This is a genomic window from Geodermatophilus amargosae, from assembly GCF_041028265.1.
Lineage (GTDB): Bacteria > Actinomycetota > Actinomycetes > Mycobacteriales > Geodermatophilaceae > Geodermatophilus > Geodermatophilus amargosae_A.
Window position 1 is genome coordinate 313,233 of record NZ_JABGCW010000009.1, and the last position, 17,718, is coordinate 330,950.

The following is a 17,718-nucleotide window of genomic DNA, read 5'->3' on the forward strand; positions in this document are numbered from 1 at the left end:
GCTGTGAGCGCGCTCACTGTAGGTCGATGGTCCTTGCGTCGGAAAGCAGCGAGACTTTCGGTGCGAAGCCGTGACCTGAGCTTCTGGCGGGCGTAACGCCCTGGTAGCGCGGCAGCGGTGCACTGGGGGCATGACCGCGACGGCACGGACGTCGACCGCACGGTCGACGGGGTGGTTCCCGGTGGCGCGCGCCGCCGAGGTCGGGACGACGCCGGTGCCGGTGGGCGCCGGGGGGCGCGCGTACGTCGTCGTCCGGCTGCGTCCCGGCGCCGAGGTGAGCGCCTTCCCGGCCCGCTGCCCGCACCGGCTGGTCCCGCTGGCGGCGGCCGCCGTGGTCGAGGGACGGCTGCGGTGCCCGTACCGCGGCTGGCGGTTCGACACCGAGGGCCGCTGCGTGGACGTCCCGTCACTCGGTCCCCACGGCAGCGCGCCACCGCGGGCGGACCTGCCGGTGCCCTGGGCGGTCGAGGAGCGGCACGGCTGGATCTGGCTGGCGCCCGAACGCACCGACGTCGCCGCGCCGCCGCCGCCCGCGGCCGAGCCGGTGCCCGAGTCGGCGCCCGCGCCCGCACCTCCCCCGGGTCCGGTGTTCGGCAACCTCGACCCGTCGCTGGAGCACGCCTGGCACCCGGTGGCGCTCGCCCGCGAGCTGCGGCCCGGGGGCTGGCTGCAGGTGCGGCTGCTGGGCCGGACGTGGTCGCTGTCCCGCGGCCCCGACGGGCTGGTGGCCGACCCGCCGGCCTGGGGCGTGCGGGAGCGGTACGGCGTCGTCTGGCTCGCACCGGCGCCGCCGCGCGACGTCCCGCTGGAGCTGCCCGAGGACGGCGACCGGCGCTTCGTCCGCGGCTGGCTGACGCCGGCGCGCTCGGCCGGGCCGGCCGGGCCGCTCGCCGACGGCTTCCTCGACGTCGCGCACTCCCCGTTCGTGCACGCGGCCACCTCCGGCGCGGCCGACGGGGTCGAGGTGCCCGCCTACGACGTGGCGCCGGAGCCGGGCGGGTTCACCGGCGTGCAGCAGCAGCGGTCGGACCACCCGACGGACCCGGGCGCACGTCGTGGGCAGCGGCCGCGTCGCCGGGCCACCTACGTCCTCCGGGCGCCGTTCCAACTGCGGCTGCGGCTGGACCTCCTCGACACGGGGGCGGCGAGGACGATCCTGTTCCTGCTGCAGCCCGAGGACGCCGACTCGACGCGGGTGTACACCTGCCTGCTGCTGTCCGCGGGACCCGGCGAACCGCTGCCCGGGCCGGAGGTGGTCGCCGGCGAGGTGGCCCTCGCGCAGCGCGTGCTCGCCGAGGACCTCGAGCTGCAGTCCCGGATGGCGAGCACCGGGCTGCCGCTGGTGCTGCGCGACGAGCTGCACGTGCGCTCCGACCGCCTCGGCGTGGCCCTGCGCCGCGCGCTCGCGGACTTCGCCGCCGCTCGCCGATGACGGCGCGCGGCCGCCGTCCTCGCCGCCGTCGTCAGTCGGCGGGCAGCTCCTCGCCGCACGCGGGGCAGCGGGTCGGCGGGTCCTCCTCGGCGAGCCGGCCGCACGCCGGGCACACCCGCGCCAGCCAGCACGCCGGGTCCCCGCCCTCGTCCTCCGGCCCGGTCCCGCCCGCCGGCCGCGGGACCGGCCCGCCGTCCTGCGGCATCGCGCCCCCTCGTCGTCGGAGGAGCGCACCGTACGGCGCCGGACCGCGGGCGGTGACACGGGTCGCGGCGCCCGCCCGCGCCGGGCTGGGAGCATGGACGTCGTGCCGTCCCGCCGTCGCACCGCCCTGACCGCTGCCGCCCTCGCCCTGCCCGTGGGCTTCCTCGCCCGTGCCGCCTGGGGCCTGCCCACGGCCATCGGCGCCGGCCGGCGGGAGATCCGCCCGACGGTGGCCGGCTCGCCGCAGTGGTCGGACGGCCGGTTCCGGAACACGCTGCCCACGCCGAGCCTGCCGCCGCCCAACGCCCGCCGCGGCCTGCTGCGGCAGTGGCACGACGACCGGCACGTCGGGCTCCCGGCCCGCCCGGTGCCGCTGGTCCGCCCCGAGATCCCGGCCGAGGCCGGCGACCTCGCCGTCACCTGGTTCGGGCACTCCAGCGCACTGCTGGAGGTCGACGGCGCCCGGGTGCTGGTGGACCCGGTGTGGGGGTACCGCGTCTCGCCGTCGCCGGTGTTCGGGCCGACCCGGCTGCACGAGCCGCCGGCGCCGGTGGAGACCCTGCCGCAGGTCGACGTGGTCCTCGTGTCGCACGACCACTACGACCACCTGGACCTGCCCACCGTGCAGGCGCTGGTCGAGCAGCAGGACGCGCCGTTCGTCGTCCCGCTGGGCGTGGGCGTGCACCTGCGGCACTGGGGCGTGCCGGAGGATCGGGTCGTCGAGCTGGACTGGGACGGCGCGACGACGGTCGGCGGGCTCACGATCACCTGCACCGAGGCGCGGCACTTCTCCGGGCGCTACCTGACCCGGGACACGACGCTGTGGTCGTCGTGGGTGGTGGCCGGCCCCCGGCACCGCGTCTTCTTCGGCGGCGACACCGGCTACACCCCGGCGTTCGCCGGCATCGGTGCCCGGCTGGGCCCCTTCGACCTCACGCTCATGCCGATCGGTGCCTACAACGAGGCGTGGAAGCACATCCACATGGACCCCGAGGAGGCGGTGCGCGCGCACGGCGACCTCGGCGGCCGGGCGCTGCTGCCGGTGCACTGGGCCACGTTCAACCTGGCCTTCCACCGCTGGGCCGAGCCGGTGCAGCGGCTGCTGGCCGCCGCCGGGCGCTCGGGGGTGGAGGTCCTCGTGCCGCGGCCGGGCCAGCGGGTCGACGTCCTGGTCCCGCCACCGCTGGAGGACTGGTGGAGCGCTGTCGGGTCGGCCGCGCCGGAGGGCGACGACGCCGGTCTGGGCAGCGCCGTCACCGCCCGGGCCGCGACCTGGTTCCCCTCCAGGCGCGCGGTCGACTGAGCGGTCCCCCGCTCAGCGCAGGAGCTTGCTCATCCGCCGGTCGGCGAGCGGTCTGCCGCCGGTCTGGCAGGTCGGGCAGTACTGCAGCGAGGTGTCGGCGAAGCTGACCTCGCGCACCGTGTCGCCGCAGACCGGGCACGGCAGGCCGGTGCGCGCGTGCACCTGCAGGCCCGACCGCTTCTCGCCCTTGAGCGTCGCCGCCCGCTGCCCCACCTGGCGGTCGAGCGCGTCGGTGAGCGTGGACCGCATCGCGTCGTAGAGGCGGACGACCTCGTCGTCGGTGAGCTTGTCGGCCATCTTGAACGGCGAGAGCCGCGCGGTGTGCAGGATCTCGTCGGAGTAGGCGTTGCCGATGCCGGCGAGGACCGTCTGGTCGGTCAGCGCGCCCTTGACCTGCCCGTGCCGGCCGGCCAGCAGCGCGGCGAACTGCTCGCGGTCGACCAGCAGCGCGTCGGGGCCCAGCCGGCCGATGCCGGGGACCTCCGACGGCGAGTGCACCAGGTAGACGGCGAGGCTCTTGCGGGTGCCCTGCTCGGTGAGGTCGAAGCCGTTGCCGTCATCGAGGTGCACGCGCAGGGCGAGGGGACCCTTGCCCGGCTTGGGCGGAGCCGCGGGCAGTCCGGTGCGCCAGTGCAGCCACCCCGCGCGGGCCAGGTGGACGACCAGGTGCAGGCCCGAGACGTCGAGGTCGAGGAACTTGCCGTGCCGGGTGACACCGGTGACCTCGAGGCCGGCCAGCGCCGACAGCGGCGGGTCGAAGGTCTTGAGCGCCTGCAGGGCGGTCAGGTCGGCGCGCGCGACCACCCGGCCGACGGCGTTCTCGCGGAGGAACGCCACCAGCGCCTCCACCTCGGGCAACTCGGGCACGGGGCCATGATCCCCGCCGCAGCCGCCCGCCGTCGTCCCCGTTCGTGTGCACTTCCGCGCGGCCCCGTCCAGGGCGCCGCCCCGAGCCCGCGAGGGGTGGGGAGGACGGGGTCCCCCATCAGCCGCCGAAGCTGGTGCGGTCGGTGACCTCGGCCGTGGCGCCGGGCTCGGCGCGCGCCTGCTCGGCGACCGCTGCGGCCACGGCCTGCGTGACGGCGGGGTCGAAGACGCTCGGGATGATGTAGTTGGCGTTGAGCTGGTCGTCGCGGACGATCGCGGCCAGCGCGTCGGCCGCCGCCAGCAGCATCCCGTCGCTGATCTCGCGGGCGCGGGCGTCGAGCAGCCCCCGGAAGACGCCGGGGAAGGCCAGCACGTTGTTGATCTGGTTGGGCAGGTCCGACCGGCCCGAGGCGACGACGGCGGCGTGCTGCCGGGCGCGCACCGGGTCGACCTCCGGCGTCGGGTTGGCCATCGGGAAGACCACCGCGTCGTCGGCCATGGCCGCCAGTGCCTCGACGGGCAGCACGTTGCCGGCGCTCACCCCGATGAAGACGTCGGCGCCGGCCAGCGCGTCGGGCAGCTCGCCGCGCACGCACGCGGGGTTGGTGCGCCGCGCGAGCTCGGCCTTGGCCGGGGAGAGCCGCTCGTCGTCGGGCGAGAGGATGCCCTCGCGGTCCCACACGAGCACCTGCCCGGCCCCGGCCTCCACGAGCAGGTGCACGATCGCCGTCCCCGCCGCACCGGCTCCGGCGACGACGATCCGCACGTCGGGCAGCTGCTTGTCCACCACGCGCAGGGCGTTGCGCAGCGCCGCCAGCGCCACGATCGCCGTCCCGTGCTGGTCGTCGTGGAAGACCGGCACGTCGAGCCGCTCGCGCAGCCGCGCCTCGATCTCGAAGCACCGCGGCGCGGCGATGTCCTCGAGGTTGATGCCGCCGAAGCCGGGCGCGATGAGCTCCACGGTGCGCACGATCTCGTCGACGTCCTGGGTGTCCAGGCAGATCGGCCAGGCGTCGATGTCGGCGAACCGCTTGAACAGCGCGGCCTTGCCCTCCATCACCGGCAGCGCCGCGCCCGGCCCGAGGTCGCCGAGGCCGAGGACGGCCGACCCGTCGGTGACGACGGCGACCGTGTTGCCCTTGATGGTCAGCCGGCGCACGTCCTCGGGGTGCTCGGCCAGCGCCAGGCAGACCCGCGCCACGCCGGGCGTGTAGGCCATCGACAGGTCGTCGCGGGTCTTGAGCGGCACCTTGGAGGCCACCTCGAGCTTGCCGCCCAGGTGCAGCAGGAAGGTGCGGTCGCTGACCTTGCGGACGGCCACGCCCGGCACGGCGCGCAGCGCGTCGACGACCTCGTCGGAGTGCGGGGCGTCGGCGGCCGAGCAGGTGACGTCGACGGTCAGCCCGTCGGGCCGGGACTCGACGACGTCGATGGCGGTCACCGCGCCACCGGCCGAGCCCACCGCGGTCGCGATCCGGCCGATGCTCGCCGGGTCGCCGTCGGCGGAGAGCCGGACGGTGATCGAGTAGGACGCCGAGGTGACCGGCCCGCGCGGGACGCCGGTCGGCTCGCCCAGGGCGGTGGGGTCCGCAGCTGTGTCACTGGTCACACGGCGATCGTGTCACCGCCGGGCCCGCGCCGCGCTCAGGTGCCCGCGATCGGTCCCAGCACGACCTCCAGCCCGCCGTCGGCCGCGGCCGCCACCAGCGCGGCGCCGTCGAGCGGAGGCGGGCCCAGCAGCGTGGCCAGGGTGGCCTGCGGCCCGGCCGGGACGGCGACGACGACCAGCCGCGCCTCGGCGTCGGTCCCGGCCACCGACCACGGCACGCCCCGCGGGCAGACGACCGACGAGCCCGGCGGCCGCGGCCGCGCGGGCGCGGCGCCGAGCGCCACCAGCGGGCAGCCGGCCACGACCACCAGCACCACGTCGGCGCCGCGGGCGACGAGGCGGCGCGCCGGCGTGCCCGGCGGGACCGTCACCGCCTCGGCGGCGGGGCGGCCGGGCGGGGGGACGGGGTCTCGCGGCTCCATGCCCCGCACGGTGCGCCCGCGCGCTGGTCGGCGGCTGGTCACCGCCGCGCCAGTCGTCGACCAGCGGCCGACCAGGACCGGCTCCGACGGTGGGCGCCGTCCGAGAACGCATCCCGCGAGGAGCCGCCCGCCATGACCGCCACCCCGTCCCTGTCCGCCCCGCCGGCCGCACCCGCGGTCCGCCCGTCACCGTGGCGGGAGGTCGCCGTCTTCCTCGGCACCACCGCTGGCCTGCTCACCGTCACCACCTCGGTCGCGTCCGCGGCCGACGCCGACGTCGCACACGTCGACCAGGCGCCGCCGCTGGTCCAGGCGCTGCTGTTCGGCCAGGCGCTGATCCCGCTGCTGGCCGCGGTCGTGGCCCGGCTGGTCACCGCGGGGACGCTGCGCCGGCCGGGCTGGGGCTTCCGCCGGACGTCGTGGCGCAGCCTCGGGACCGCCTGGCTCTGGGGCCTGCTGCCGACGCTGGCCGCCGGGGGCCTGCTGTGGGCCACCGGGCTGGCCGGCGTCGCCTCCGACGGGCTCACGCCGACGGTCGCGCTGGGGCTCACCGTGCTGGTCCTGCCCTACGTCGTCCTCGCGCTCGCCGAGGACGTCGGCTGGCGCGGCCTCCTGGTGCAGCGCCTCGCCGAGGTCGCCGGCCCGCGCACCGTCGTCCTGGTCAGCGGACTGGCCTGGTCGATGTTCCACTGGCCGCTGGTGCTCTTCCTCGGCGGCTCACCGGCCGGCGTCCCGGTGCCGTTCGCGCTGCTGTGCCTCACCGTGGGCACCACCTCGCTGGGCGCCGTGCTCGCCTCGATGCAGCTGCGCTGGGGGATCTGGCCGGGCGTGCTGGCGCACGCGGTGCTCAACGCGCTGCTCTACCACGTGCTCGCGCCGCTGACCGCCGACAGCGGGCCCACCGAGTGGTTCTCCACGGAGACCGGCCTCATGGGCGCCGTCACGCTGCTGCTCACCGCGCTCGCCTGGTGGCGGATCGCTCCCCTGCGCCGTTCGCCCGATGGCGGCACGGTGGCCGGCTGACCCCCGGGAGCGCGCCGAGCACCTACCCTCCGTCGCCGTGGACCTGCGGCTGGACGTGCTCGGGCCGACGCGGCTGCTGCGCGACGGCGTCGACCTGGACCTCGGCGGGCGCCGGCCCGCCGAGGTCCTGGCGTTGCTGGCTGCCGCCGAGGGCCGCCCGGTGCCGGCCGCTGGGCTGGCCGACCGCCTCTGGCGCGGCGCCCCGCCGGCCACGGCGACGACGACGCTGCAGGGTCACGTCAGCCGCCTGCGCCGGCTGCTCGACCCCGGCCGCGGCGCCCGCGACGCCACCGTCCTGGTGACCCGCGGCGACGGCTACGCCCTGGTGCTGCCGCGCACCGCCGTCGACGCGCACGCCTTCGCCGACCTCGTCACCGCCGGCACGGCCGCGGACGACGGCGCGGCCGCCCGGCTGCTGACCGAGGCGCTGGCCCGCTGGCAGGACCGGCCCTACGCCGACGTCGCCGACGTCGAGGACGTCGTCCCGGTGGTCGCGCGGCTGGAGGAGCTGCGGCTGGTCGCCGTCGAGCGGCTGGCCGAGGCGCGGCTGGCGCTCGGGGCGGGCGCCGAGCTCGTCCCCGACCTCACCGCGGCCGCCGCCGTCGCCCCGCTGCGCGAGCACACCGCCGCGCTGCTGGCCCGCGCGCTGTACCGGGCCGGCCGCCAGGCCGACGCGCTCGACGTGCTGCGCCGCACCCGCGAGCGGGTCGCCGACGAGCTGGGCCTGGACCCCTCGGCCGAGCTGCGCCACCTCGAGGCCGCCGTCCTGCGCCAGGACGCCGCGCTGACCGTCCCGGCGCGGACCCCGGCGCCGGTCGCCCGGGAGCTGCCGGCCGGGGACGGGTTCGTGGGCCGTCCGGAGGAGCTGGCCGCGCTGGCGGGCGCCTGGGCGGCGGCGGGCGCCGGACGCGGCACCGCCGTCGTGGTCACCGGGGAGCCGGGCATCGGCAAGACCCGGCTGGTCGAGGCGTTCGCCGCCCGCGCCGGGGCCGCCGTCCGCTGGGGGCGCTGCGCCGAGATCGGCGGCGCGCCGCCGTACTGGCCGTGGCAGCAGGTGCTCGGCGGGTTGCCCGAGGCGGCGCTCGGCGCCGACACCGGCGCCCGCTTCGCCCTCGGCCTGGACACCGCACGCCGGCTGTACGCCCTCGCCGCCGAGCAGCCGCTGCTCGTCGTCCTCGACGACCTGCAGTGGGCCGACGGCGACTCGCTGCACGTCCTCGAGGTGGTCCTCTCCCAGCTGCACGGGAGCCGCCTGCTGCTGGCGGTGACCTGCCGCGAGGAGGCCACCGCCGACCCGGTGCTCACCCGCGTGCTCGGCCTGGCCGCCCGGCTGCCGGGAGCGCGCCGGCTGCGGCTGGCCGGGCTGGCGGCCGGCGAGGTCGCCGACCTGGTCGCGGAGCTGCGCGGCGGTCCGCCCGCCGGCGCGGTCGCCGCCACGCTGGCCGAGCGCACCGGCGGCAACCCGTTCTTCGTCACCGAGCTCGCCGCGCTGCCGCCGTCGGCCGGGGAGGGAGTGCCGGCCGGGGTCCGCGACGTCGTCCGTCTGCGGCTGGCCGGCCTTCCGGCGTCCGCCCGGGACGTGCTCGCCGCGGCCGCGGTCGCCGGCCGGGACGTGCCGGCCGGCCTGCTGGCCGCCGTCGTGCCCGGCGACGGCGGCGGGGTGACGACGGCGCTGGGCGCGGGCCTGCTGGTCGAGACGTCCCCGGGCCGGGTGCGGGTGGCCCACGACCTGGTCCGCGAGGTGCTGCTGGCCGACCTCGGCCCGGTCGAGCGCGCCCGCGTGCACGGCCGGGTGGCCGACGTCCTGGCGGCCGGGCCGGCGGCGGCGACCGCGGCCGGCGCCATCGCCGTGCACCGCAGCGAGGCCGCGGCGGGCGGGCCGGACCCGGCTGCCGCCCGCGCCTGCCTGCGCGCCGCCCGCGAGGCGCTCGACCGGGCCGGCGTCGAGGAGGCCGCCGCGCTCGCCGACCGCGGGCTGGGGCACGTGCCGCCCGGGGAGGAGGCGCTGGCCGCCGACCTGCACCTGGTGCGCGGCCGGGCGCTGCGGAGGCTGGGCCTGCTCGAGCGCAGCGGCGCGGCGCTGCGGGCGTCGGCGGACCTCGCCCGCGACCTCGGCGACCCCGCCCGGCTGGCCCGGGCCGCCGTCGCCTCGGCCGGCGGCGGGCTCGGCGGCTACTGGGCCTCGGTCGGCGCGCCGGCGGCCACCGACGTCGCGCTGCTGGAGGAGGCCGCCGCGGGCGCCGACGCGCTGCCCCCGGAGCTGGCGTCCGCGGTGCTGGCCGCGCTGGCGGTGCAGCGCGCCTCCGCGGGCGAGGCGGGCGGCCGCGAGCTCGCCGACCGCGCGCTGGCCGCGGCGGGGAGCGTCCCGTCCGCGCGGCCGCGGGCCCGGGTCGCCCGGTTCGTGGCCGACTGGACGCCGGCGCACGCCGCCCGCCGGGTGGAGCTGGCCCGGGCGCTGTTGCGCGAGTCGGCCGGCGACCCCGCCGCCGAGGCCACCGCGCTGCACCTGCTGCGCTGCGCGCTCACCGAGACGGTGCAGCCCGAGGAGGCGGCGGCGGTCTCCCGACGGTTCACCGAGCTGGCCACCCGCCGGGGCGACGGCGACCTGCTGCAGCTGGACGCCTGGTGGTCGGCGGGGACGGCGCTGGCCCGCGGCGACGCCGTCGAGGCGCGCCGGCTGGCCGACGCCGCCGTCCGCGAGGCCCCGACCACCTCCCCGGCCGCCGCCGACGTCACCCGGACGTCGCGGCAGACGATCGAGGGCATCGCCGCCTGGCACGACCGCCGGATGGGCTCCCTGGTGCCCGAGATCGTCGACCTCGCCGCGACCGTCGACGCCAACTGGCTGGCGATCCTGGCGCTGGCGCACGCCCAGGCCGGCCGGCGGGAGCAGGCGCGAGCCGTCGTGGAGCGGTGGCTCGCCCTCCCCGCGCACGGCGTGCGCGAGCCGGTGCAGACCGTGCTGCTCGCCGACACCGCCCTGGAGCTCGGCGACCGCGACCTGGCCGCGCCGCTGCTGCCGGCCCTGGAGGGGTACGGGGACACCGTGGTGGTGCTGTGGGCCGGCACGACGGTCCTCGGGCCGACCGCGCTCTACCGCGGCGGCGTGCTCGGGCTGCTCGGCCGGCCCGGCGCGGAGGCGGAGCTGCGGCGGGCGCTGGAGATCTGCGAGACCTTCGGCTTCACGCCCTTCGCCGACCGCGCCCGCACGCTGCTCGGCCGCTGCCGCTGAGGCCCCGTGCACTTCCGCGGACGCGCACGGGCGTCAGCCGGAGGCGCGGGCGCGGCCCTCGGCGCGCGCCTTGACGCCGGCGCAGAACTGGCGGAACGACGGGTTGAGGTCCGGCGTGGAGCGCTCGGTCACCCACGCCAGCGGGCCGGTCTGGTCCTCGCGCACGGTGAGCACCGTGCCGCCGTCGTCCTGCGGGTCGAGCTGGTACGTGCGCTCGATGACCGCCAGGCCCAGCGGCAGCCCGCCGCGCCAGCGCATCGCCTCGCGCGGCCGGAGCTCGGTGACGGTCACGGTGAACGGGCGGCTGCGGATCATCGTGGCGTAGAGCGTCAGCCGCTCCCCCAGCGCGACGCGGCCCTCGACCCGGTCGACGCCGGAGTCCCAGTCGCGCCAGGAGCCGACGTCGACCAGGTCGCGCCAGACCTCCTCCGGGCTCGCGTCGATCCGGACCGTCGCCTCGTAGCTCCTCATGGGGACCTCCCGCGCCGAGTCTGCCCGCGCTCAGCGGGCCGGGCCAGCGCCGCGCAGCCGGAACGGGCGGTCGGGGGCGAGCGGCCGGCGCGCCCACTCCACCAGCCCGGCGACGTCGACCCCGTGCGGCGGTGCCGCCGCGTAGGGCGCCACGTTGCCCGCGCCCCGCTCGACCAGCCGGACGGCGCCGCGGTCGTTGCCCCGGGCGGCGTGGGTGAGGCCGACGGCGAGCTGCGCCAGCCCCCGCCACAGCTGCCGCTCCTCCTCGGGCGCCGCCTTCCAGGCGTCCTCGAGCACCTCGTGCGCGTGGAACGGGCGACCGGCGTCGAGCAGCCGCTGCGCCTCGGCGATCGCCTCGTCCGGCGTGCGCGGCAGCCCCTCCGGCGCCCGCTCCTCGCCCACGGCGCCGCGCGGCAACGGGCGCCCGAGGGCGTCGCGGGGACGGGCGTTGCGGGCCCGCCCCCCGGCGTCGCGGTCGCGGGGGGACACCACCCGGGGATCCTCCCGCGGAACCCGGACGACGGCGCGGCGCGCGTCCCCGCGGGACCGAGGGGGCCTTCGTAGCGCTGATGGCTCCGACGGGGCTGCATCCGGACCTGCGGGGACGGCGGAAGAGGTCGTGTCAGCACCCCCTAGACCCGGAGGTCCCCGTGACCCGGACCCGCACCCTCGGCATCGCCACCGTCGCCGGCACCGGCGCGCTGCTCGCGCTCGGTGTCGCACCGGCCTCGGCTGCCGACACCGCCACCGTCTCCGTGCTGCACGCCGTCCCGGACACCCCGGTCGACGTGTACGCCAACGGCGAGCGGCTGATCGACGACTTCCGGCCCGGCACCCTCACCGACCCGCTGTCGCTGCCGGCCGGCTCCTACGACCTGGCGCTGTTCCCCGCCGACGCCCCCGACGGCTCCGGCACGCCGCTGCTGTCGGCCGACGGCGTGGCGGTCCCCGCGGGCGCGAACGCCACGGTGGTCGCCCACCTGAGCGCCGACGGCCAGCCCGCGCTCACGCCGTTCGTCAACGACACCTCCGCGGTCCCCGCGGGCCAGGGCCGGGTCGTGGTGCGGCACACCGCGGCGGCACCGGCGGTCGACGTCCGCGCCGGCGGCCAGGTCATCGTGCCCGGCCTGACCAACCCGGACGAGGCGGCGCTCGAGGTGCCGGCCGGCACGGTCAGCGCCGACGTCGTCGTCGCCGGCACCACCACGGTCGCGATCGGCCCGGCCGACCTCGCCGTGACCGAGGGCGCCACGACGATCGTCTACGCGTGGGGCTCGGAGGCCTCGGGCTACGAGCTGGCCGTGCAGACCATCAGCGGCGCGCACTCGGCGCCGTCCGGGGTCCCCGGCGGCACCGCCGGCCTGGCCGACTCCGCTGCCGACACCGCCCTGCCGCTGCCGCTGATCGGCCTGTCCGCGCTCGGGCTGCTCGGTGCCGGCGTGGCCGCGCGCCGGCTGGCCACCACCCGCGGCTGACCGGAGGACCGGACGTGCGACCCGCCGTTGCCGGCATGGCCCTGGGCCTCGCCCTCGCCGTGGGCGTGCCCACGACGTGGGCGCTGACCCGGCCGCCGGCGGCGGCGGGCGCGCCGGTCGAGCAGGTGCTCACCGCACCGGCTCCGCCGAGCGCTCCGCCCGTTCCGGGCGTACCCGTCCGCGACGCCGCACCGCTCCCCGTGCCCGACGTCGTCCCCCCGGTGCGGCTGGAGGTCCCGGCGCTGGGCGTCGACGCGCCGCTGGAGCAGGCCGGCGTCCGCCCCGACGGGCAGATGGCGCTGCCGGACGACGTGGGGAGGGCCGGCTGGTACCGCTTCGGGCCCGCGCCGGGCGCTCCCGGGTCGGCGGTCCTCGCCGGCCACGTCGACGACGCCGAGCAGGGCCTCGGCGCGCTCGCCCCGCTGCGGGAGGCCGAGCCGGGGCAGGAGTTCCTGGTCACCGACGCCGCCGGCGAGACCACCCGCTGGCGGGTGGTCTCGCGCGAGCTGCTGGACAAGCGGGCGCTGCCGGTGGACCTGCTGTTCGGGCGGACGGGGCCGCCCCGGCTGACGCTGGTCACCTGTGGCGGACCGTTCCTCCCCGACGTCGGCGGCTACCGCGACAACGTCGTCGTGGTCGCGGAGCCGGCCCGGTGACCGACCTGCTGCCGCCGCGGACGGCTGCCCGACGGCATAGGGTCGAGCGGGTGACCACCGAGGCCGAGCCCGCGCCCGCGGGCCCGGCCGGGCCCGACGACGCCGAGGTCGGCCGCCGCTTCGCCGCCGGCGACGAGCAGGCGCTGGCCTGGGCCTACGAGCGCTGGGCGGCGCAGGTGCACGGCATGGCGGTCCGCGCGTTCGGACCCGGCCCCGATGCGGAGGACGTCACGCAGCAGGTGTTCGTCTCCGCCTGGACCGGCCGCGCCGGCTACCGGCCCGAGCAGGGTCCGCTGCCCGCGTGGCTGACCGGCGTCTGCCGGCACAAGATCGCCGACACCTGGGCCCGCCGCGACCGGCAGCGCCGGGCCACCGAGGCCGCCGTCGCCGAGCTGAGCGCCGCGCCCGCCCGCGGCCCCGCCCCGTTCGACACCGCCGTCGCCGACCGCGTGCTGCTGCTCGGCGAGCTGGACCGCCTCGGCCAGCCCCAGCGCGGCATCATCGAGCTCGCCTTCTTCGCCGACCTCACGCACACGCAGATCGCCGAGCGCACCGGCCTGCCGCTGGGGACGGTCAAGAGCCACATCCGGCGCACCCTGGAGCGCCTGCGCGACCGGTTGGAGGTGGACGGTGCCGCACTGCACGCCTGAGGACCTCGGCCTCGCGGCGCTGCGCGAGCCGCTCCCCGACGACCGGACCGCGCACCTGGAGGGCTGCGGACGCTGCCGCGGCGAGGTGGCTCGGCTGCGCCGGGTCGTCGACGCGCTGGCCGTGCCGGAGCTCGCCGTGCCCGGGCCGCCGGTCGCGCCGCCGCCGGGGCTGTGGGCCGGGATCGCGGCGGCCACCGGGGTGTCCGCGGCACCGCGGGCGGACGTCGTCGCGGCGTCCGCGCCGGCCGCCGGCCCCGTGCCCGACGTCGTCCCGGAGGCGCTGCCCCCCGCTGCGCCCTTGGCGCCGGTGGTCCCGCTGCGGCCGCGCCGGTCGCGGCTGCTGCTCGCCGCCGCGGCGGCACTCGTCGTCGGGCTCGGCGTCGGCGCCGGTGCGGTGGCGCTCGCGAACCGCGACGACGGCGGCGTCCCCGTGGCCGCGACCGTGCTCGACCCGCTGGAGGGCAGCGACGCCTCGGGCCGCGCCGAGGTGGTCGAGCGCGCCGACGGCACGCGGGTGCTGCAGGTGGAGCTCACCGCGGGCGCCCCGTCGGAGGGCTACTACGAGGCGTGGCTGCTCGACGAGTCGGTGTCCGGGCTCATCCCGCTCGGCGTCGTCCGCGCCGGCACCGAGGAGTTCGTGCTGCCCGCCGGCCTCGACCTCGGCGAGTACCCGGTGGTCGACGTCTCCGTGGAGCCGCTCGACGGGGACCCGGCCCACTCCGGCGTCTCGGTGGCCCGCGGGCAGCTCGACACCTGACGGACGGCGGCCCGGCCCCCCGTGGGCCGGGCCGCCGTGCCGTGCGGCTCAGGTCAGGCGAGCTCCTCCGCCCGGCCCCGCTGCCGGCCGACGACGACCAGGACCGCGCCGCCGACCACGAGGAACCCGGCGAGGACCAGCAGCGGCAGGGCGTCCGTGCCGGTGGAGGCGAGACCCGCCGCCGCCGGTGCCGGCGCGGCCGGGGCCGCCTCGACGCTGGCGCCGTAGCTGCCCTCCACCACCTGGCCGTAGGCGTCGGCCACCCGGTACGTCACCGGGGCGGCCTCGCCGCTGAAGCCCGGCTCCGGGGTGAAGGTGACCACGCCGGTGCCCCGGTCGAGGCTGTAGGTGCCCTGGCCGGCCACGACGACGGTGTCGGCCGCGGCACCGGAGGCGTCGACCAACGTGACGCTGCCGCCCGCGGGCACCGGGATCGCCGTGGCGCGCTGCGCCACCCCGGCCTGCCCGGCCGTGCTCAGCCGCGACACGGTCGGGGCCGACGGCTTGGCCACCGTCGGGACGGCGGTGCCGGTGGCGGTCTGCCCGTAGACGTCGGTGACCCGGTAGGCCACCCCCCGGGCGGTGCCGGAGAAGCCGACGGCCGGGGCGAAGGTGACGACGCCGGTGGCCGGGTCCAGCGTGTAGGTGCCCTCCCCCGGCACGGTCAGCGTGCTCACGGGGGTGCTGCCGTCGAGCAGGGTCACCGCGCCACCGGCCGGGACCGGGAGGCCGACCGTGTGCGCCTGCGTGCCGGTGCCGGACGAGGTCACCGCCGGCGCGGGCGGCGCGGCCGGCGGCACGACGGTCGCCGTCCAGGTGGCCGTGACCGCCTGGCCGTAGGCGTCGGTCACCCGGGTGGTCACCGGCGTCGCCGGACCGGAGAAGCCGACGACGGGCGTGAACCGCACGCGGTCGGCGCCGACCACCTCGTAGGTGCCCTGGCCGGCCACCGTCAGGGAGGTCCGCGGCGTGCCGTCGTCGAGCAGCACCAGCGTGCCGCCGGCCGGCAGGGTCACGGTCGTCCCCTGCGGCGAGGCCGCCGGTCCCGAGGTCGCCCGGTCGGGGACGACCGGCGCCGCCGGCCTGGTCACCGTGGGCGCGTACTCGCCCTCGGCGGAGGTGCCGTAGGCGTCGGTCACCCGGTAGTCCACCGCGGTCGCCGGACCGGAGAACCCGAGGACGGGGGTGAAGGTGATCGCACCGGTGGCCGGGTCGAGGACGTAGCCGCCCTGGCCGGCGACGGTCAGCGAGGTCACCGGGTCACCGTCGGCGTCGAGCAGGGTCACCGCGCCGGAGGCGGGGACGGTCACCGTGGCGCCCTGGGCCGCCGTGCCCACACCGGTGCTCGTCCGCGGCGGGGCGGCCGGACCCGACGGCGCCGTCACCGTGGCGGTGTAGGTGCTCTCGTCGCTCTGGCCGTAGGCGTCGGTCACCCGGTGGTGCACCGCGGTGGCGGTGCCCGAGAAGCCGAGGACGGGGGTGAAGGTCAGGACGCCGGTGGCGGCGTCGAGGGCGTGGGTGCCCTCGTCCGGCACGGTCAGGGTGGTCACCGGGGTGCTGCCGTCGAGCAGGGTCACCGAGCCGCCGTCCGGCACGGTCACGGCCGTCGCCGGGGACTGGGGGTCGGTGCCCACGCCGGTGGAGGTGGCCGGCGACGCCGAGGGAGCGGCCGGTGCGGTGACGGTGGGCCGGTGGGTGCCCGTCGCCTGCTGCGCGTAGGCGTCACGGACGCGGTAGGTGGCCGGCGCCGGGGAGCCGGTGTAGCCGAGGTCCGGGGTGAAGGTGATGGTCGCGGTGGCGGCGTCGAGCGCGTAGGTGCCGCCGGTGACCGTCAGGGTGCTCACCGGGGTGCTGCCGTCGAGCAGCGTGAGCGAGCCGCCGGCCGGGGCCGGGGTCACCGTCGTCGACTGCGGCGCGGTGCCGACGCCCGTGGTCGTGCGGTCGCCCGCCACCGGGGCGGCCGGCGGGGTCACGGTGGCGGTGTAGGTACCGGTGCCGGTGCTGCCGTCGGTCGCGGTCAGGCGGAAGGCCACGGCCGGTGCCGTGCCCGTCCAGCCGTTGTCGGGGGTGAAGGTGAACGAGGAACCGGACACGGCGTAGGTGCCCGTCCCCGGGAGCGGGAGGGTGGCGACGGGGCCGCCGTTCCCGTCGAGCAGGGTCGCGGTGCCGCCGGCCGGGACACCGGAGGCCACCGACTGCGGGACCGGGCCGGGACCGGTCGAGCTGAGGGTCCGGGCGGCCGGGGCGACGACGAGGGAGGCGGTGGCCTCCGTGGTGTCGAGCTCGTTGCCGATCACCGTGATCACCGACGACGAGCCGACCGTGGCCGCGGCCGGGGAGGTCCCGCTGAAGGCGTAGGTGTCGGACGTGCCGTCCGGCAGCTGCCCGGACACGCACTGGACGTGGGCGCCGGTGAGCGTGCAGCCGTCCGGGACGTCCACGTCGGTCACGCCGGCCGGGACGTCGAACTGGAAGACGCCGCCGGAGGACCCGCCGGGCCCGTCGTTGGTGACGACGACCTCCCAGGTGATCGGGCTGTGCGGCGCCGCGGGGGCGGGCGGGGTGACCGTCAGCTCCAGGTTCGCCGGCGAGGACGGCGAGGTGGCGCCGTCGTTGCTGGTGGTCGAGGGCCCGGTGATGGTCGAGACCCGGGCGAGCGTCGGCATCGGCGCCGTCGCGTCCTGGACGCGTACCTGGGTGATCGCGCCGGTGCCGTTGTTGGAGAAGGCGAGGTTGCCGTTGCCGTACGTCCAGGCCGCGCCGTACCCGCTGGAGGTGCTGTTGGGGTCCGTCGCGGGGAAGACCGAGCCGGTGGCGATCCGGGTGACCGTGCCGTCGGAGACGTCGAGACGGATCAGCGTCTTGCCCGACGTGGTCACCTCGACGCCCCAGAGGAACCCGTCCGACCAGGTCAGGTCGATGGCGTTGAAGTCCTGGGACGGGTCGATGGTCCGGATCACCGTCCGCGTGGCGACGTCGACGGCGTACACGTCGCTGGTCGCCGAGTTCGCCTTGACGAAGAGGACGTCGGCGTCGTCGCCTGCTCCGAAGGCTCCGGCGGCGTAGGAACCGGCCGACGGGACGGGCAGGCCGGTGACGGCACCCAGCGAGGTCATGGCGCCATCGGCGGAGTGCACCTGCACCAGCACGTTGCTGGTCGCGGCGATCCCGTAGAGGTCGTCGTCGACGGTCCGGTAACCCACCGCGTTGTAGGTGCTGGACGCCGCCGTGCCGATCGAGACGATCTGCACACCGCCCGCACCGGCGTTGGCCAGCCGCGACTGCACCGCGTGGCGCAGCGTGGTGCCGCCGTCCCCGGAGATCAGCTGGGTGATGAACACCGTCGGCACGGCCGGCGCGGTCGACGCCGCCAGCGCGACGCCGGTCGTGCCGGCGCCGGCAGCGGCGACGGCCAGGGCGGCCCCGGCGGCGACGAGCCCGCGGGCTCCCCGGCCGGGGCGTGGGGACGGACGGGCGGGGCGACGCAGCACGGACTCTCCTCCAGGATCGACGCTCCCCCTTTCGGGTGGGCCCGTGGGGCGGTTGAGCCGGATGGGACGGCTGCGCCGAGAAAGGTCGGTGACCGCATCTGCGCAGGTCACGAGTCGACTGCCGTA

The 17,718-nt window shown here is 78.1% G+C and carries 15 protein-coding genes; 8 read left to right on the top strand and 7 right to left on the bottom strand.

Going from position 1 to position 17,718, the window contains the following annotated elements; genetic code table 11:
- The first annotated feature begins 130 nt into the window (after positions 1-130).
- Positions 131-1,432: a Rieske 2Fe-2S domain-containing protein gene (locus HLV61_RS12845; protein WP_369255953.1), complete on the top strand. Its 1,302-nt coding sequence runs from the start codon at positions 131-133 to the stop codon at positions 1,430-1,432.
- Positions 1,433-1,463: 31 nt separating this feature from the next.
- Here HLV61_RS12845 and HLV61_RS12850 read toward each other — a convergent pair whose 3' ends face one another.
- The gene (locus HLV61_RS12850; RefSeq protein ID WP_369255955.1) at positions 1,464-1,637 is read right to left on the bottom strand and encodes a hypothetical protein; all 174 of its coding nucleotides are present in this window, start codon (positions 1,635-1,637) and stop codon (positions 1,464-1,466) included.
- A 93-nt stretch (positions 1,638-1,730) separates the two neighbouring features.
- On the opposite strand from HLV61_RS12850, the gene HLV61_RS12855 reads away from it, so the two are divergent.
- The gene (locus tag HLV61_RS12855) at positions 1,731-2,939 is read left to right on the top strand and encodes an MBL fold metallo-hydrolase (protein ID WP_369255957.1); all 1,209 of its coding nucleotides are present in this window, start codon (positions 1,731-1,733) and stop codon (positions 2,937-2,939) included.
- A 12-nt stretch (positions 2,940-2,951) separates the two neighbouring features.
- Here the strand turns inward: HLV61_RS12855 and HLV61_RS12860 are convergent, their stop codons facing one another.
- The 3 genes from HLV61_RS12860 to HLV61_RS12870 all read right to left on the bottom strand — a co-directional run bounded on the left by HLV61_RS12860 (position 2,952) and on the right by HLV61_RS12870 (position 5,837).
- Positions 2,952-3,806 (bottom strand): Fpg/Nei family DNA glycosylase, encoded by an 855-nt coding sequence (locus HLV61_RS12860; RefSeq protein WP_369255959.1) that lies wholly within the window; start codon positions 3,804-3,806, stop codon positions 2,952-2,954.
- 118 nt (positions 3,807-3,924) lie between these two features.
- Positions 3,925-5,415, bottom strand: a complete 1,491-nt coding sequence (locus HLV61_RS12865) for an NAD-dependent malic enzyme (protein WP_369255961.1) — start codon at positions 5,413-5,415, stop codon at positions 3,925-3,927.
- A gap of 35 nt (positions 5,416-5,450) precedes the next feature.
- Positions 5,451-5,837: a hypothetical protein gene (locus HLV61_RS12870; protein ID WP_369255963.1), complete on the bottom strand. Its 387-nt coding sequence runs from the start codon at positions 5,835-5,837 to the stop codon at positions 5,451-5,453.
- 132 nt (positions 5,838-5,969) lie between these two features.
- Here HLV61_RS12870 and HLV61_RS12875 point away from each other — a divergent pair, with 132 nt between their 5' ends.
- Together HLV61_RS12875 and HLV61_RS12880 are read left to right on the top strand one after the other, a co-directional pair.
- Entirely contained in the window at positions 5,970-6,860 is an 891-nt protein-coding gene (locus HLV61_RS12875; RefSeq protein WP_369255965.1) for a CPBP family glutamic-type intramembrane protease, read from the top strand.
- Positions 6,861-6,897: 37 nt separating this feature from the next.
- Positions 6,898-10,092 carry a BTAD domain-containing putative transcriptional regulator gene (locus HLV61_RS12880; RefSeq protein WP_369255967.1) on the top strand — a complete coding sequence of 1,065 codons (3,195 nt, stop codon included), beginning with the start codon at positions 6,898-6,900 and terminating at the stop codon, positions 10,090-10,092.
- Positions 10,093-10,125: 33 nt separating this feature from the next.
- On the opposite strand, the gene HLV61_RS12885 is transcribed toward HLV61_RS12880, so the two are convergent.
- Complete coding sequence (locus tag HLV61_RS12885) at positions 10,126-10,563, bottom strand: SRPBCC domain-containing protein (protein WP_369255969.1); 438 nt, start codon at positions 10,561-10,563, stop codon at positions 10,126-10,128.
- Between the two features lie 30 nt (positions 10,564-10,593).
- Positions 10,594-11,055 carry a DUF309 domain-containing protein gene (locus HLV61_RS12890; RefSeq protein ID WP_369255971.1) on the bottom strand — a complete coding sequence of 154 codons (462 nt, stop codon included), beginning with the start codon at positions 11,053-11,055 and terminating at the stop codon, positions 10,594-10,596.
- 158 nt (positions 11,056-11,213) lie between these two features.
- Here HLV61_RS12890 and HLV61_RS12895 point away from each other — a divergent pair, with 158 nt between their 5' ends.
- Genes HLV61_RS12895 through HLV61_RS12910 form a run of 4 tightly spaced genes read left to right on the top strand, consistent with a single transcriptional unit; the run spans position 11,214 to position 14,101 of the window.
- Positions 11,214-12,038 (top strand): DUF4397 domain-containing protein, encoded by an 825-nt coding sequence (locus HLV61_RS12895; RefSeq protein ID WP_369255973.1) that lies wholly within the window; start codon positions 11,214-11,216, stop codon positions 12,036-12,038.
- Between the two features lie 14 nt (positions 12,039-12,052).
- Entirely contained in the window at positions 12,053-12,694 is a 642-nt protein-coding gene (locus HLV61_RS12900) for a class F sortase (RefSeq protein ID WP_369255975.1), read from the top strand.
- A 50-nt stretch (positions 12,695-12,744) separates the two neighbouring features.
- Entirely contained in the window at positions 12,745-13,344 is a 600-nt protein-coding gene (locus tag HLV61_RS12905; protein ID WP_369255977.1) for an RNA polymerase sigma factor, read from the top strand.
- Entirely contained in the window at positions 13,325-14,101 is a 777-nt protein-coding gene (locus HLV61_RS12910) for an anti-sigma factor (protein WP_369255979.1), read from the top strand. The genes HLV61_RS12905 and HLV61_RS12910 overlap by 20 nt, the downstream gene beginning before the upstream one ends.
- Before the next feature lie 53 nt (positions 14,102-14,154).
- Here the strand turns inward: HLV61_RS12910 and HLV61_RS12915 are convergent, their stop codons facing one another.
- Positions 14,155-17,592, bottom strand: a complete 3,438-nt coding sequence (locus HLV61_RS12915; protein ID WP_369255981.1) for a DUF6923 family protein — start codon at positions 17,590-17,592, stop codon at positions 14,155-14,157.
- Positions 17,593-17,718 lie beyond the last annotated feature (126 nt).

Bases quoted from the DNA above. Each gene is read 5' to 3' on its own strand.
- HLV61_RS12855 (WP_369255957.1), top strand. From the start codon at position 1,731: ATGGACGTCGTGCCGTCCCGCCGTCGCACCGCCCTGACCGCTGCCGCC.
- HLV61_RS12850 (WP_369255955.1), bottom strand. From the start codon at position 1,637: ATGCCGCAGGACGGCGGGCCGGTCCCGCGGCCGGCGGGCGGGACCGGG.
- HLV61_RS12875 (WP_369255965.1), top strand. From the start codon at position 5,970: ATGACCGCCACCCCGTCCCTGTCCGCCCCGCCGGCCGCACCCGCGGTC.
- HLV61_RS12885 (WP_369255969.1), bottom strand. From the start codon at position 10,563: ATGAGGAGCTACGAGGCGACGGTCCGGATCGACGCGAGCCCGGAGGAG.
- HLV61_RS12870 (WP_369255963.1), bottom strand. From the start codon at position 5,837: ATGGAGCCGCGAGACCCCGTCCCCCCGCCCGGCCGCCCCGCCGCCGAG.
- HLV61_RS12845 (WP_369255953.1), top strand. From the start codon at position 131: ATGACCGCGACGGCACGGACGTCGACCGCACGGTCGACGGGGTGGTTC.